The sequence below is a fragment of the Bartonella sp. AA168HLJHH genome (genome assembly GCF_042197365.1).
GTDB lineage: Bacteria > Pseudomonadota > Alphaproteobacteria > Rhizobiales > Rhizobiaceae > Bartonella.
On the sequence record NZ_JBHIRS010000002.1, the window covers coordinates 236,003 to 252,356 of the forward strand.

The 16,354-nt window shown below is 34.5% G+C and carries 12 protein-coding genes; 8 read left to right on the top strand and 4 right to left on the bottom strand.

The features are described from left to right. Positions 1-127: 127 nt before the first annotated feature. Both ACFINM_RS02885 and ACFINM_RS02890 read right to left on the bottom strand, forming a co-directional pair. Positions 128-784, bottom strand: a complete 657-nt coding sequence (locus ACFINM_RS02885; RefSeq protein WP_375620665.1) for a DsbA family protein — start codon at positions 782-784, stop codon at positions 128-130. An 82-nt stretch (positions 785-866) separates the two neighbouring features. Further along, positions 867-1,367: a DUF721 domain-containing protein gene (locus ACFINM_RS02890; protein WP_375611142.1), complete on the bottom strand. Its 501-nt coding sequence runs from the start codon at positions 1,365-1,367 to the stop codon at positions 867-869. A 203-nt stretch (positions 1,368-1,570) separates the two neighbouring features. Here ACFINM_RS02890 and mutY point away from each other — a divergent pair, with 203 nt between their 5' ends. Next, entirely contained in the window at positions 1,571-2,629 is a 1,059-nt protein-coding gene (gene mutY / locus ACFINM_RS02895) for an A/G-specific adenine glycosylase (protein WP_375640285.1), read from the top strand. A 757-nt stretch (positions 2,630-3,386) separates the two neighbouring features. Here the strand turns inward: mutY and ACFINM_RS02900 are convergent. Then, positions 3,387-4,475 (bottom strand): site-specific DNA-methyltransferase, encoded by a 1,089-nt coding sequence (locus ACFINM_RS02900; RefSeq protein ID WP_375613050.1) that lies wholly within the window; start codon positions 4,473-4,475, stop codon positions 3,387-3,389. Between the two features lie 370 nt (positions 4,476-4,845). Here ACFINM_RS02900 and ACFINM_RS02905 point away from each other — a divergent pair, with 370 nt between their 5' ends. From ACFINM_RS02905 to ACFINM_RS02935, 7 genes are all read left to right on the top strand, one after another. Further along, positions 4,846-5,541 carry an HAD family hydrolase gene (locus ACFINM_RS02905; RefSeq protein ID WP_375620663.1) on the top strand — a complete coding sequence of 232 codons (696 nt, stop codon included), beginning with the start codon at positions 4,846-4,848 and terminating at the stop codon, positions 5,539-5,541. Between the two features lie 1,998 nt (positions 5,542-7,539). After that, positions 7,540-7,896, top strand: a complete 357-nt coding sequence (locus ACFINM_RS02910; RefSeq protein WP_375620662.1) for a hypothetical protein — start codon at positions 7,540-7,542, stop codon at positions 7,894-7,896. A gap of 195 nt (positions 7,897-8,091) precedes the next feature. After that, positions 8,092-8,454: a hypothetical protein gene (locus tag ACFINM_RS02915; protein WP_375640290.1), complete on the top strand. Its 363-nt coding sequence runs from the start codon at positions 8,092-8,094 to the stop codon at positions 8,452-8,454. Between the two features lie 208 nt (positions 8,455-8,662). Then, positions 8,663-9,025 (top strand): hypothetical protein, encoded by a 363-nt coding sequence (locus ACFINM_RS02920; protein ID WP_375629499.1) that lies wholly within the window; start codon positions 8,663-8,665, stop codon positions 9,023-9,025. A 636-nt stretch (positions 9,026-9,661) separates the two neighbouring features. Beyond that, positions 9,662-11,059 (top strand): threonine synthase, encoded by a 1,398-nt coding sequence (thrC, locus tag ACFINM_RS02925; protein ID WP_375611136.1) that lies wholly within the window; start codon positions 9,662-9,664, stop codon positions 11,057-11,059. Between the two features lie 83 nt (positions 11,060-11,142). Continuing rightward, the gene (locus ACFINM_RS02930) at positions 11,143-12,417 is read left to right on the top strand and encodes a M16 family metallopeptidase (RefSeq protein ID WP_375640293.1); all 1,275 of its coding nucleotides are present in this window, start codon (positions 11,143-11,145) and stop codon (positions 12,415-12,417) included. Between the two features lie 398 nt (positions 12,418-12,815). Next, entirely contained in the window at positions 12,816-15,701 is a 2,886-nt protein-coding gene (locus tag ACFINM_RS02935) for an EAL domain-containing protein (protein ID WP_375620659.1), read from the top strand. A 42-nt stretch (positions 15,702-15,743) separates the two neighbouring features. On the opposite strand, the gene ACFINM_RS02940 is transcribed toward ACFINM_RS02935, so the two are convergent. Further along, complete coding sequence (locus ACFINM_RS02940) at positions 15,744-16,328, bottom strand: YqgE/AlgH family protein (protein WP_375620658.1); 585 nt, start codon at positions 16,326-16,328, stop codon at positions 15,744-15,746. Positions 16,329-16,354: the final 26 nt, after the last annotated feature.

Below are 16,354 nucleotides of genomic sequence, written 5' to 3' on the forward strand. Positions count from 1 at the left end.
TCACTTAAAAGCAATGATTTGATTCAAATTTGGCTCAACGATATCGCTTCATAAATGCATAATATTAATCCTTCCAAAAGAGATAATGACCAAAAGTATCACTATCCATCTTCTGGAAGATTAAGATTCAGTTTTTTAGAAAACTATCAATCACCGCAAAAAATTCTTCTACTTTCATGGCACCTTCATATTTACTACCATTAATAAAGAAAGTAGGTGTTGCTGTGACACCAAGCTCTTTACCGCGTTCAAAAGATGCATTTACTTCATCTAAAATGGACTGATTTTTCAAACACGCAGTAAAACTTTCATCTGTAAAACCAGCCATTAAGCCAATTTTCTTCAATGGTGTTAGAGCATTTTTTCCGAAAGCCCATTCATTTTGTTTTTGAAATAAAACTTCTATCAAAGGAAAATAGCGATCTTCCGGTGCACACCGTGCCAACATAAAACCTGCTGTTGCCCGAGGATCAAAAGCATATTCTCGGAAAATAAGTTTTACTTTTCCTGTTTTGATATATTTTTTACGAATTTGGGGAAGTATATCATTATAAAAATGCGCACAATGGGTACATGTCAACGAAGCATACTCAACAATGACGACTGGTGCATCCGCCTCTCCCTCAAAGCGATCCTTTACTTTACCCGATTGGAGAAGCTCTGCCATATCAACAGTTGCCACTGATTTGGGATCACGCGCTAAAGCAACTGTTACACTGTTTTGTACAATCGTTATGAAGAGAAAAATTATCCCGAAAGATAAAAAAGAACGATATTTTACCATAAATAATACTTTTCTGTTGTTATTAACGAATAGGAATCCAATGCTTTCTCATATATTAAAGAAAAATATATAAAATATCTTTCTATTTATTATTTTTTTCCAAAAAAATGCAACAGCCAAGTTGGTAAAGTGCTTGGTGCAAACTTTTATCTTCAATTCCTTCAAGCATTTTTTCCACGTATTTTTTGTCTTGTTCACTCAAAGGCGGTTTTAGAGGCAAGTGATTCATAAAAACCGACATACTCCTTTGCTCAATCTTGATGCGATCAATAGCAATATAGCCAAAAAATCCGTTAATTCTATGAAGTAATTCCTCTGTTTCATGCATCAATTTTAACGCAGCAAATCCTTCACATGCGACAACAAGTGTTGCTGGCTGAAAAACTTCATCTTGATCTGCACGACGTTTCCAAATAATTTTAAGCGGCATTGTATGTTCACTGATATCATAGCCTGCAATCTGTGGCCAATGTTCTATAAGCGCTACATTAAGCCCTGTCCGTTTGCGTAAAACTGGATCAAGTATTTTGTATACCGCCTCAGAAAGAGAATAAAAGATACGTTTTTTAAGTTGTTTTCTCATTTTTAGATCATTGTTCAAGCGCTTACTAAATTAAAATCATTTGTTTCATCTAAAAATTGTTGCCTCCTCAATTTATGAAATATCAACAAAATAAAAAGCCTTTTCTCACCAGAGCCTTGACAATAAAAGAGCAAAAAACATGAATTACAAAATAAATAATTTTTTCTTTTGCATTTTATATCTCCCTATGCTTGAAAGCAATCATGTATGAAATTTCTTCGCACCTCCTTGCTTGGTACGATCAAAATCACAGACATCTTCCATGGCGGATTACCCCCGAAAAGCAAAAACAAGGTATCCGTCCTGATCCTTATCAAGTTTGGCTTTCTGAAATCATGCTTCAACAAACAACCGTTGAAACAGTTAAGCCTTATTTTAAAAAGTTTCTAAAACTATGGCCTGATCTTTCCTCTTTAGCAAAAGCCTCCCAAGATGATATCATGAAAGCATGGGCTGGACTTGGTTATTATTCACGCGCACGTAATCTTAAAAAATGTGCGCGACAGCTTGTTGAAAACTACGCGGGACTATTTCCACAATCTGTAAAAGAATTGCGAACTCTAGCCGGTATTGGAGATTATACTGCCGCAGCCATTGCTGCGATTGCTTTTAACCACCCTGTAGCAGTGGTTGATGGTAATGTCGAACGTGTGGTAGCGCGACTTTTTGCTATCACTTCAATACTGCAAAAAGCAAAAGTTGAAATTAAAGAAAAAACACAAAAAATTACTGCTTTAAATCGTCCTGGTGACTTTGCTCAAGCAATGATGGATTTGGGAGCAACAATTTGTACTCCACGCAAACCATCTTGTTATACCTGCCCTCTTCAATGTTTATGCAAAGCAGAAAAGATGCAACAACCGGAGTCTTTTCCAGTTAAAGCCCCTAAAAAAGAACGCCCTTCAAAAACAGGTATTGCTTTTGTGGTCCTTAATAAAAAGAAACAAATTTATTTGGAAAAACGACAGACGCAAAAGCTCCTTGGTGGAATGACCCAAATTCCTAACAATATTGGCATAAACAACGAAAATGGGCTACAAAACGCACCCTTTACTGCCAATTGGCAATTCAAAGGACAAATTACGCATGTTTTTACTCACTTTTCTCTAAAACTTGATGTTTACTATACCGAAGATGTTCATGAAATGAATTGTGAAAATGGTTGGTGGTGTAACATTCAACATCTTGCCGAAGAAGCATTACCTACTGTTATGAAAAAAGCCATTTCCGTAGCACTTCCCAATTCTTTTAGATTTAAATAACCTTCCCTATTCATAAAAATGTTTTCTAATGGAGACTTTTGTATCTCTAGCGATCATTTACTAATCTGTAAAAGAAAAATTTTAAAAAATGAAATAACCAATTTTTTCTACAGACAAAAATTAAGGAGGGATAGAAACGCTTAGAAGCTTTAGATTTAAATTTCAGGATCTATCCTTTTTTCGCTTATGACGGAGCAAGTTAGCACCATCGTTATATTTACCAGCCCCCTCAACATCCCTTGGTACGTGAAACGGATTATAAGAGGTACTTTTAGTTCTTTCGTTAACAATTTTTATTCACACGCCAACCCCGTTTATGACATGCAAGAAAGTAATTTTCATCGATTCAATATGGAACAAATTTGAAATAAGAAAACTTGACGATATTCCGAGGGCAATTCGATATGAGTTGCGCTAAATTATATTTATAATCAATATATTATATTGCACTTTACAGATGTACGTATTCAAAAAAGCACTTAATTTTGAACTTCTGAATGAACCTTTTAATTCTGATATTTCATTTTTATAAGCTTATATTGAAATTTTACTGTTTTGCAACTAAAACGAGAACATAGAGTGAAAATTTCTCATTTTAATTTCTTCTAAAAGAAGCATAAAAATACTCGCTTGTCGCTTACAAGCGAGATTAGTGTGTCAATAAAAAACATCTAATAAAGGCATAAAACGCCCTTACGTCCATCTCAATCAAGATCAGGTACATTGGTGATCAATAGAATGAAGCGATCAGCTTAGTTCATAAAACACCCGTTTTTAACATTTGTGAACGTATGATCATTCTTAAATGATCTATGGACTTCAACCGTCCATTTTCCTCATAATACCAAAAGGTCCAACCATTACAACTCTGCGAATCTTGAGCCTTTCTTCCCATTGCGTGAATTGAGCCCGCTTCACCACCATGCATAATCGTACCATCAGCTCTTACAATAGCAGATACTTGCTTCTTACGATCATACAGAACTTCTCCAGGATAGAGTAAACCTGCTTCAAGCAAACTGTTGAATGCTACGCGCGGTTCTGCTTTTTTTCTATCCAAAATCGCTAGTTCTGGTTGCGCTAAAGGTTGAACCGCCGCGATTCTCTCACATGCTGCATCGATGTAATCTTGCTCGCGTTCAATTCCAACAAAATCACGCCCTAAAAGCTTGGCAACAGCACCTGTTGTTCCCGAACCAAAAAACGGATCGAGAATAACATCACCAGGTTTACTAGAAGCCATAATAATACGCGCTAATAACGCTTGCGGTTTTTGTGTTGGATGTAATTTACGCCCCGAATCATCCTTTAAACGTTCAGCTCCAGTGCAGAGAGGGAAAAGCCAATCTGAACGCATTTGTAGATCTTCATTTGCCGCTTTTAAGGCATCATAATTAAATGTGTACTTTTTATCTTTTTGATCTCGCACGGCCCAAATAAGCGTCTCATGAGCATTTTGAAAACGGCGCCCTCGAAAATTAGGCATCGGATTATTCTTGCGCCAAATAATATCATTAAGCATCCAAAAACCTAAATCTTGTAATGCCGTCCCAACCCGAAAAATATTATGGTAAGATCCGATAACCCAAAGTGTTCCGTTGGGTTTTAATACACGACGACAAGCAAGCAACCATGCACGAGTAAAAGCATCATAAGCAGCAAAACTCTCAAACTGATCCCATGCATCATCAACCGCATCAACAAGCGAATGATCTGGACGGTATAAAGCTCCATCCAATTGCAAATTATAGGGTGGATCCGCAAAAATCATATCAACAGAATGTTTTGGAAGTTTTTCTAAAACGGAAACACAATCTCCTTTAAAAATTTTATTGCGCCATGGCATTTGTGAGGGAGTACGAAGGAAATCTTTTTGAAGCTGAATAACTGTCATGAAAAACCCAACAAAATTAACTGAATTTGCCCTATAATCAACCAAAATAGTTTATAGGCCCGCATTACCAATCTATATTTACAAAATAGCGTAAACGTATCGTTAAAGTTCTACAAAATTGATAATTGTTTTTGTTTTTTTAGTAAAAAAACTTTCATATGAATGAAACCTTAATTTTCTTTTTTTCAATGTACTGTTCCCATATCTTTTATTTCGTAAAAGAATTAAGAATCATTTTCAAAGCGTATTTTTATGAAATAAGATCTTCTCAATATCGTTTTCATGAAAGTTGTCCATCTCGTAACATGTAAAGGAATATCTTATGCCTCAGATAGATCTTATTATTTTTGATTGTGACGGAGTTCTCGTCGATTCTGAATATCTTGCAGCAAAAATTGGATCTCAATTGCTCAAACAAACAGGATATGAAATATCACCCGAAGAATTGAGTGAGCGTTTTGCAGGGCTTATCTTTCGCGATATTCTTAAACACGTTGAACAGGAAACAGAAAAACCTATTTCTGCTCATCTCATAGATCAAATGACTAATATTTTTCGTACACAAATAAAAACTAAATTACGGGCTATTGATGATGTAAGAGAAGCTGTAGAAATTATCCAAACACGCTATCCCTACTGTATCTGCTCTAATGCAAAAAGCGTAGATATAAAAGAGATGCTCACCACGGTTGACCTCTATGACCTTTTTGAAGGTAAAATATTTTCAGCACCTGAAGTTGGAACAAAAAGAACGAAACCGGCCCCTGATGTTTTTCTTTTTGCCGCACAACAATTACAGGCAGAGCCCCAAAACACTATCGTTATAGAAGATTCACTTCATGGTGTACACGCAGCCATAGCAGCAGGCATGCGTGTCATCGGCTTTACGGGAGGATCACATAGCTATCTTGGCCACTCTAATGCACTTGCAGAAGCTGGTGCAGAAACAGTTATTGCAAAACATGCTCATTTAGGAGAAGTCTTAGAAGCAATGGCAGTATGGCGAGATCTATTATAAAAAATCTCTTGAATATATCAATTTGTAAACTATTGTAAGAAGTATTTTTATTCAAATGTCCTTCTCTTCTCGCTGCTCCTTTTATAATAACTTCAATAAATGCGTAATTCACGACACGGGTGAATTGCATCTCAATGTGAAGGAAAAATATAGCACCTCATTGAGATCATAAGTCAGTTAACCATTGTACGTGCTTTTAAAAAAGCAAAAAACAGGGGTACAAACTCATAAAAATTAAACCCTGCTTATCTATCTCAAATCCGATATCCCACTCCCAACCACAGCAGCCTATCCTGATAAATTATTATATTTGTCAAACAAAGGAATATTACGATGCCTTGCTCGATAAGATGTGAAAATTGATAACCTCTTTCATCTGATCAAAAAAATCACACACTATGGTAAAATTGTAGGGGATGCGCATATTGATCATGGAAAACAATATTAAAATTCACGTATTCTATAGAATACAAGACTTTATTGAAAATGACAAATGCGTCCTTGTTGAGTTACAAAGGCTTATATTTACTCAATCCAAATCTCATAAACTTGTTGAAGGCTTATTTACTTTGCTGCTTAAATAGTATTTTAACAGCATCAATTGGTACAACCTCCCTAAGATTACAAAAAACAAAAAGAATACACTCTTATGAAGATGTACCTTTTATCAAAAACATTTCATACCAAGTAATTTACAGACAATATATTGATTTATAATCATAATTTATCATTATTCAAATTAAGCAAAAAAACCGAATATTGTAAAATTCTCTCATTTCAAATCTGGATATGTTGAATTAAATAAATAAAGAAATAAAAATGCCTTTTAATGAATCATCTTAAAAGGCAAAAATTGTAGCAACATTAGGAGCGAGAAAAGTGTATGCCAATACCATCTTTCTTCTTTATAAACGTCAAAAATTCTGATGCCCTAAGAATTTTATATTATGGGGGCTTTATCATCATATCTATCATTGCAAAATAGGCTTGAGTACCTTGAAAACGGTTTCTTTAAAAAAGCACATAAATATGAAACATATAATCATGTTAAACAAGCGACAGAGATACCAATAGTTGCTTAAAATTTTCCGAAAGCATTTAATATACTTTTTAAATAAGCAATGAAATCAGATCTTTTCAAAAGTAATCCACTTTCTAAAAATAAAAGCGGCTTTTCAGTTTGGAAAAAAGAAAGTGTTGAAAATATTATCTAATGCTGATCTTTCGGCACTCATAAATATGTCTAAATTATATTCTTCTATACACTGCCTTGCATCATAGTAATATGCCGTTCACATTAGCGATAAAAAGATAATATCATTTATCTCTATCCAATTCGAGCTCTACTTTACACTATGAGAAAATTGTACATTTTTTAGTATCTATAACATATTATTATCTATAAGATAAATGTATATATTTAATAGTAAATTAAGAAGTATTATTCTGCTATCACAATGCAATTAAATAACCATTGAATAATAACTTAAATAATATCTATATAACACACATTATACAATAATGACTATCTATAATAAATACTATAAATAATAAAATTTTATCGTATCCATTCATATTTTAATTGTTAATAATATTTTTATAACTAAATCATAATTTTCATGTTTTCTATTATACTATCGATAATAAATAAATTTTTATATATTAAATATGTAAAAATTTTGATCAATTTTATTATCTATTAATGTATTTAAAAAATATATTAATATCGTTTTATAAAAATTATACGATAACCATATGCTGTTTTATATATAACACATAATAAAATATTCTATAAAGTTTTTAAAAATATAATTTGTAATTATTACTGTTACTTTTTTACAATAATGTTTGTAAAAAAATTATAGGTATATTTTTATATGTATTTTTATTATTGACTAAAAATACATATTGAACTATATGACTTGTATATAGTGTGAGATACATAAACATTATGTATATTTCTTACATATATAAATTAAAAATATTTGAGGTAAAGTTATGGTAAAAATATTTAAAAATTATATTTTAAGCATTTTTATAGCGAGCACTTTTTTTATTTCACAAACTGTAAATGTTAATGCAAACTATTTGAAAAACGATACTCCAAAAGAGGAACTTTCTGTTTTCCCAATGGAACAAGTAAAATATGCGAAATCCGATGTAGTTTCTACGACTGCTTTCTATGCTCCGTCTGTAAATTATCAAACAGAACATGGAACAATAGGTGAAGGAAAATTAGAAAAGGTCTTTGAGCCTATGACTGTAAGAGGGGGACTATTGTACGCTGGATATGCAATAAGTTTTATAGGATCGATAATAAATTGGATAAATGACATAGTATTGATGTTCAAGTAATTCAATCTATTGTAGAAATATAGAATACATAGCTTCATTATGTTATTATTAATTATTATAAATTTATTACATAATGAAGCTTCTACTTCTCTTACTATAACTATAAATTCTGTAAATTACATCCAAAAATCCAAAGTATAATTTATATACATACATATATATATATTGAATACTATAAAGTATTTGAGGTAAATGATGATTAATTTTTTTAACAATAATATGTTAATTATTTCTATGATATCTGTTTTTTACATTTCACAGACTGTAAATGTACATGCCAACTATTTGCAAAACAATATTCATCGTGAGAATATTTTTATTTCTGTAACAGAACAGAACAGAAAGGATGCAATCAGTACGATTGCTCTCTATACACAAAATCTAAATCGTCGTATGGAAAATGAAATTACCGTCGAAGGAAAATTTGAAAAGGTTGTTGAACCTCTTACACTCGGGGCTTTTGGTATGGGGATGGCACTTGGATATGCATCAAGTACGATAGGCATGTTTTTAGGATGGATAATAAGTAAAATAATATTGTATTTTAAATCTCGTTAAAATTGAAATTTCATCAGAATAAGACCTTCTCATATGAAATATAAACTATGAACATATTCTGTGTTTATCCATTGTTGATGATAAAACTAATGAATTATCACACTAAGAGTGAAAAAAGCTTTAAATGCTTCTGTTTCTCTCAATGTGCACTAATTCTGCCGATGCATCTATTCAATTCAGATTAAAATAAAAGTATTGGTGGTAAACTATGATTAAAGTATTGAAAACTTACGTATTAAATATTTTTATAGCAGTTGCTTTTTTGCTTTCACAAATTATAAATGTTCATGCCAATCATTTGAAAAATGATACTCAATGGGAAACTGTCTCTCTAATAGAACAAGGAAAGAAAAAAGCTATCGATATAGCTGCTCTTTATGTCCCAAGTTTCACTCATAGAGCAAAAAGTGAATCTGCCTTTGAAGGAAAATTTGAGAAAGTGTTTGAACCAATTACGCTAGGAGTTTTTTCTACAGTAGGAGCTTTGGGTTTTGGATTCTTGACTGGATCTGTTATGGCCATATTTAGTGGGATAATCGGATGGGCAATAGGAAAAATTAAAGGCAAATAATTCAAAGATACTTAGTTATTTTTTTCTATTTAAAATGAAAATACTTTACAGCCTGCTTCCCATCATTTAGCAGGCTGTTGTATGTTTTCTATGGATAACCTTTAGGCTACCATACTGTATAGCACAAATATAATATCTATTATTATACAAAGTAATAAATTAAGCTAAAAAAGATTATTCAAAGTATAGATTTGCGCACGAAATGCCATAAAATTACCTTATAAATCTTCCAATGTGAGTCTTGGGATGTATCATTTTAACATTTCGTTTAGCAGATTTAATTGTTACAGAGTATTAAGAGTATAAAATAACTATGAATGATTGATTTTTATACAAAGTTCTTCAGTAAATACTATTCTATCTATTTAATTTTATTATTTAAGAAGGTGTACAACTGAAGATACGTTGTAAAATCTAAGTGAATGAATAATAGAGAGAAAATTTTTGACTGTAACAGATTTTCTGTGAACATTTGGCGTTTATATCTCAAAAATAAAAATGCTTAAGGCTATTTCCTTTCATTATTGAGTTAAAAAGAAGAAAAGAAGCTCTATCCATTTAATAATTTAAATATTATGAAAAACGTGAAATAAATAACTTCACCAATTTGCCAGAAATAAAAAAAGGATAAGATTTATGGAATATATCAGCACGAGAGGTGAAGCTCCTGCTTTAAGCTTTACGGAAACAATCATGACAGGGTTGGCAAGTGATGGGGGACTTTATTTGCCAGATAAATTTCCTCAGCTATCATTTGATGCGTTACGAGCACTTCGTGGTCAGTCCTATACAACAATTGCTAAAACTATTCTGTGGCCCTTTGTGAATAACGAAATCGAATATACAGCTTTTGAAAATATGATCGCTGAATCTTATGCAACCTTTCACCATCCAGCAATCTGTCCGTTACGACAAACTGGAGCAGATGAATTTATCCTTGAACTCTTTCATGGTCCTACTTTAGCTTTTAAAGATGTAGCAATGCAGTTTCTTTCTCGACTGATGGATTATGTTTTGACTGAAAAAAATAGATGTGCAACGATTATTGCTGCAACATCAGGTGATACAGGAGGAGCTGCGATACAAGCTTTTGCTGGAAAAGAACACTCAGATATTTTTATTTTATTTCCTAAAGGACGTGTATCGCCTGTTCAACAACGGCAAATGACAACCAATCATTGTTCCAATGTTCATGCCATTGCCATTGAAGGAAATTTTGATGATTGCCAAGCTCTTGTCAAAGCAATGTTTAATGACCACAATTTTCGTAAAAAAAGAGCACTTTCAGGTGTTAATTCTATAAATTGGGCGCGTATCATGGCGCAAATTGTTTACTATTTTTCATCTGCACTTTCTTTAGGAGCACCTGATAGAGCTGTTTCATTTACTGTTCCTACTGGAAATTTTGGTGATATTTTTGCAGGTTATGTCGCAGCCCGTATGGGATTACCCATTGCTCAACTGGTCATCGCAACGAATGATAACGACATCCTTGTACGTACATTGACCAGTGGTACTTACGAAACACAACCAATAGTCCATACAACATCACCTTCTATGGATATTCAGGTCTCTTCTAATTTTGAACGTTTGCTCTTTGAAAGTGGCAATCGTGATCCAATGTGGATTCGCAATGCAATGGAAAACTTGAAAAAAACGGGGCTCTTTACTCTTGATGAAAAGCAACTCAAAAATATTCGTTCCCTATTTTCCGCTGGAAAAAGCAACATGGCTGCAACAGCTCAAACAATTGATAGTGTCTATAAGGAAAGTGGCTATCTTGTTGATCCACATACAGCGGTCGCTCTTCAAGTAGCGCGTGAAAACAAAAAACCGCATATTCCAATGATCGTTCTTGCCACGGCTCATCCAGCTAAATTTCCTGATACTATTAAAAGCGCTTGTGGCCTTCATGCTCCATGGCCATCTCATCTCAATGATGTAATGAAACACGAAGAACATTTTATAAATCTTGCTAATGATGAAAAAATAGTAAAAGATTATATTTCTTTAAAATCGCGTGCATCTTATTAAAGTTAGCTGCATTAATTTAAATCAAGAATATTCTGATACCCTTACAATGAGGTGTTTAGCTTATTTAATGGAGTTGTAGATACATGGATGTAGATATATGTCGCCTTAGTAATGGTTTGACTATCGCCACACATACAATGCAACAAATTGATAGTGTTGCTCTCGGAATATGGGTTAAAGTGGGCTCACGCAATGAAACCTCCACACAGCATGGTATTGCTCATCTTCTTGAGCATATGGCTTTTAAAGGAACCGAAAACCGTACTGCTTTTCAAATTGCAACCGATATTGAAGATGTTGGCGGTGAAATCAATGCTACAACCAGTATTGAAACAACAGCTTACTTTGCACGTGTACTTAAAAGCGATATCCCACTTGCTATAGACATTTTAGCCGATATTTTAATGCATTCAAAATTTGACGACGATGAACTAGAACGAGAAAAACAAGTAATCTTTCAGGAAATTGGTGCTGCCCATGACACTCCTGATGATATTGTTTTTGATCACTTTACAGAAACAGCCTTTCGTCATCAATCCCTTGGACGCTCTATTTTAGGAACAGCTAAAACTATTCAATCATTTACATCTAATGATCTCCATGATTTCATCAATAAACAATATAGTGCAGATCGTATGATTGTCGTTGCTGCAGGAGCTGTAAAGCACGAAAGTTTCTTGCGAGAAGTTGAAAGTCGTCTTGGTACTTTTCGCTCCCATTCAACCGCACCTCTTACTAATCTTGCAAATTATGTCGGTGGCGACTTTCGTGAATATCGCGATTTAATGGATACACAAGTTGTTCTAGGGTTTGAAGGGCGTGCTTATCACGCGCGTGATTTTTATGCAGCCCAAATTCTTTCAATCATTCTTGGTGGTGGTATGTCTTCACGTCTTTTTCAAGAGGTAAGAGAGAAACGTGGATTATGCTATTCTATTTATGCTTTTCATTGGGGATTTTCAGATACTGGGCTTTTTGGTGTTCACGCAGCTACCGGACAAGAAGGGCTCAAAGAACTTATTCCTGTGATTCTTGATGAACTTTCCAAGGTCAGCAAAAATATTCACGCCAACGAACTGCAACGAGCACAAACGCAATATCGTGCAAATCTGACAATGTCACAGGAAAATCCCTCTAGTCAAGCACATCTCATTGCTCGCCAAATACTCCTTTATGGTCGACCAATTCCAATATCGGAAACAATTGAACGCCTCAATCTCATCACTCCTAAAAGATTAACTGATTTAGCACATCGTCTTTTTACAAACTCCACTCCAACACTAACTGCTGTCGGACCTGTAGGACCCCTTATAAATTTTGATGATTTAACGTCAACTCTTTCATACAAGCTAAAGTAAAAACTTCTTTTCAATGCAACATCACAATAACGTCACATATTTTATCATAAAATTTACCACAAAAGCTCTCCTCATTAAATAAGTTTTGGAAATATTGGGCAAATAGGCGTACAAAACTACCCAATTCATACTTCATGTGATAAAGATTCTAATAAGTGAAGGTATATCCGTGAAATCTGAAAATTCATGGTTTAACTTTGCACTTTTAAAATATAAAACTTCATTCGCTTCAGGTTCCATTGAAGCAAATGGGTGTGTGGTCTATTTGTATATAAAATCACATAACTTAAGAAAAAGTGATAACAATTTATTATGTAAATAAATTATAAAAGGTGGACGTTTTTTCTCAAAAGTCGAAATGAAAATTAAACATCCTAAAATATTGAGAGTGGGACATTGTGAAGAGTTTGCGTAAAATAATTGACATCATTTTCATTGTAGTCGTTAGTTCTTTTGTCCATCTTACATCAGCACAAGCAATTGAACCAGTTAAAATTTCTTCTCAAGATGCTGCTCTTGATCTCTCAAAAGCAATTGAAATTCACCATACAAACAACTCTATTTTTCAAACAAGTACAGCACCAGGACCAGATGGTATTGTATGGCGTATTGAAGTGCAGGCAAAAAATGAAAAATTTTCCGGAAATTGGGCAGTTTTTTCTCTTGCAAATCCAACAGATGAACAAGTTGATCGTCTCATCGTTGCCCCCCATTACCGCATGGCACGTTCTGGATTTTTTTGGCCAGACCTTGGATCATCAAGGATTCAATCCATAACGCCAAGCGAAGGTTTTTCCCTCGATCGTCAACTTAGTGCAAACTCTGATATCTTTCGTATTACCCTTAACCCTGGTGCTGTTATTACATTTGTGGCCGAACTTAACTCTGCAAATCTACCGCAAATCTATTTATGGCAACCTGAAGCTTATAAAGATGCAATTAATTCTTATACGCTTTATCATGGTATTCTTCTTGGGATATCAGGTCTCTTAGCGCTTTTGTTAACTGTTCTCTTCGTCGTCCGTGGAACGGGGCTGTTTCCTGCAACAGCGGCAGTTGCTTGGGCAGTGCTTTTTTATATTGGTATTGACTTCAACTTTTTAAATAAATTCTTTGCAGTTACACTCACAACCCAACCAATCTGGCGTGCTGGTACAGAAGTAGCACTTACTGCTACACTCTTCATTTTTCTTTTTACCTATCTCAGCCTTAACCGCTGGCATTATCATTTTAGTTACGGTGCTATCGCTTGGACCATTGCGTTTTGCAGTCTAGGAGCCTTTGCTATTTACGATCCCATCAGAGCAGCTGGAATTGCGCGTTTGTCTTTTGGCCTTACCGCTGTGCTTGGTATAATATTAATCATCTATTTCTCAATCAGAAGCTATGACCGCGCCATTATGCTTATTCCAACATGGTTGCTCATTAGCTTTTGGTGTGTTGGAGCCTATACCTGCATAGCTGGACATTTAAACAATGATATTATCCAGCCAGCATTAGCAGGGGGATTAGTGCTCATTGTTCTTCTCATAAGCTTTACTGTCCTGCAACAAACTTTTTCTAATGACGCTTTCCATGAAGGAATATTTTCCGACCTTGAACAACAAGTACTCGCAGCAAAGGGAGCTGGAAATATTATTTGGGATTGGAATATTGAGCGTGATCGTATTGTTGTACATCCAAACATGGCAACCCTTTTTGGTACTGAAATTCATAACCTCAATGGACCTATGCGCAACTGGATTTCAGCCTTGCACCATGATGATCGTGAACGCTTTCAAGCCGTATTGGATATCATTCTTAAAAATAAAAAAGGGCGCATTGATCAAATTTTTCGGCTTTCTTCCGGTGGTGGTTATTATCATTGGTTTTCTCTTCGTGCACGTCCGGCTATGCAAAAAGATGGAAAAATCACACGTGTCATTGGAACCATTGTCAATATTACTAACCATAAAAAATCCGAAGAACGCTTATTGCATGATGCAATCCACGACAGCTTAACTGGACTTCCTAACCAACAAATTTTCTTTGATAGACTACAAAATTATACCTCTTTAGCGAAAGCAAATATCAAAATTAGACCGACTGTCTTTATGATTGATTTTGACAATTTTCGCCAAATTAATCGCAAATTAGGCATAGCAGTTGGGGATACTGTACTGCTTATAATCGCACGTCGTTTAAATCGTCTCATTAACTTTCAAGACACCTTATCGCGTCTTTCAGCAGACCGCTTTGCAATTATTTTACTCAGTGAAACCGAACCACAAAAAATTGCAGCATTTGCAGATCATTTGCACAAAACAATTTCAGCACCTATTTCACTTTCAGAAAATAAAATAATCCTTTCAACCTCTATCGGATTGGTTACATGGAGTGAAAGCCGATCGACGGCTAAAGATATTTTTAATGATAGTGAGTTAGCGATGATTCGCGCAAAACAAATGGGTGGGAACCATATTGAACCTTTTCGTCCTAATTTTCGCACTTTGGGTCTCGAACATAATACTCTGGAGAAAGATGTTCATTATGCCATAAAACGTAATGAGATGAAAATCCTCTACCATCCTATTCTTAATTTATCAGACGGACATATTATTGGTTTTGAAACAATTGTAGAATGGCATCACCCCACTTATGGAAATTTAAATGTCTCTGATTTCATAAAAATCGTAGAAAATGAACAAATTGTTATGGATTTGTCACAATTTATCATTGATAATGCCATTATTGATCTTATAAATGTACAAGAAAAGTTTTCCCAACAATCTTTCTTTATTTCAATTAATTTACCAAGCGCAGAAATGATTCATCCTCGTTTTATCAGTCAATTGCGTGCCGCTTTGCTTCGCCATCCGCTCCACAAAGGGCGTCTGATGATTGAAATATCTGAATTTGTCTTAAGAAATAATCCTGAACAATCAGCGCACTTTCTTGAACAAATTAAAACACTTGGAATGAATCTCGCACTCGATAATTTTGGAACAGGTTATTCGTCTCTGACCTATCTCGTACGTTATCCATTTGATATGGTTAAACTTGATCGTTCACTTATCTCAATCGACTCTCTTAAGAAGAAAATTGTTCTAAAGTCTATCATTAATATGGCAACAGATCTTAATTTGCAAATTATCGCAGAAGGTGTTGAAAATGAAAAAGAAGCAATCTTCCTCCGTCAAGAAGGCTGTAAATATGTTCAAAGTACACTTGTGACGAAACCGATTGCCATAGAAGAATTAATTACGCTCGTTCAGAGCCATTTCCCTTATAAAATAAAAACATAAGGGATAAAATAACGTGTAAAGTTAAAAAGCTTAGAAAAAACTCTACGCGTGTCCCATTTCAGAAGCAAGATAAGTTGGATCGATACCCATGCGTGTTAAACTTTTATCATACTTGCAGCTTAAATCGCTTTCAAAAAGAAAACTAGGTGATGTAGAACTGATTAGCCAACCATTTGTAGAAATTTCTGCCTCAAGTTGCCCCGCTTTCCATCCAGCATAGCCTAATGCGACCAGTGCATGTTGCGGACCTTGTTCGCAACTGATCGCTTTTAATATATCAATTGTCGCAGTAAAACAGATCTTATCTGCAATAAAAACAGTTTCTTCACAAGTATAATCATCTGAATGAAGGACAAAACCACGCGAAGGATCAACAGGACCACCATAGCGAACAGGAAACTGTTTTATTGGTTCAGAAAGACTTTTTTTTTGGCCACTGTCTATGACTCCCAAATGAAGCAAAAGCTCTGGAAAATCAATATGATGCAATTGATTAAGAATGATGCCCATCGCACCGGCATCAGAATGCGCACAAATATAAATAACAGAACGAATAAAGCGTTTGTCATTCATCCCAGGCATTGCTATGAGTAATTGTCCACCTAAAAAGCCATTACACCGCTTCATTAATCTGTTATTCTCCATAATTTACA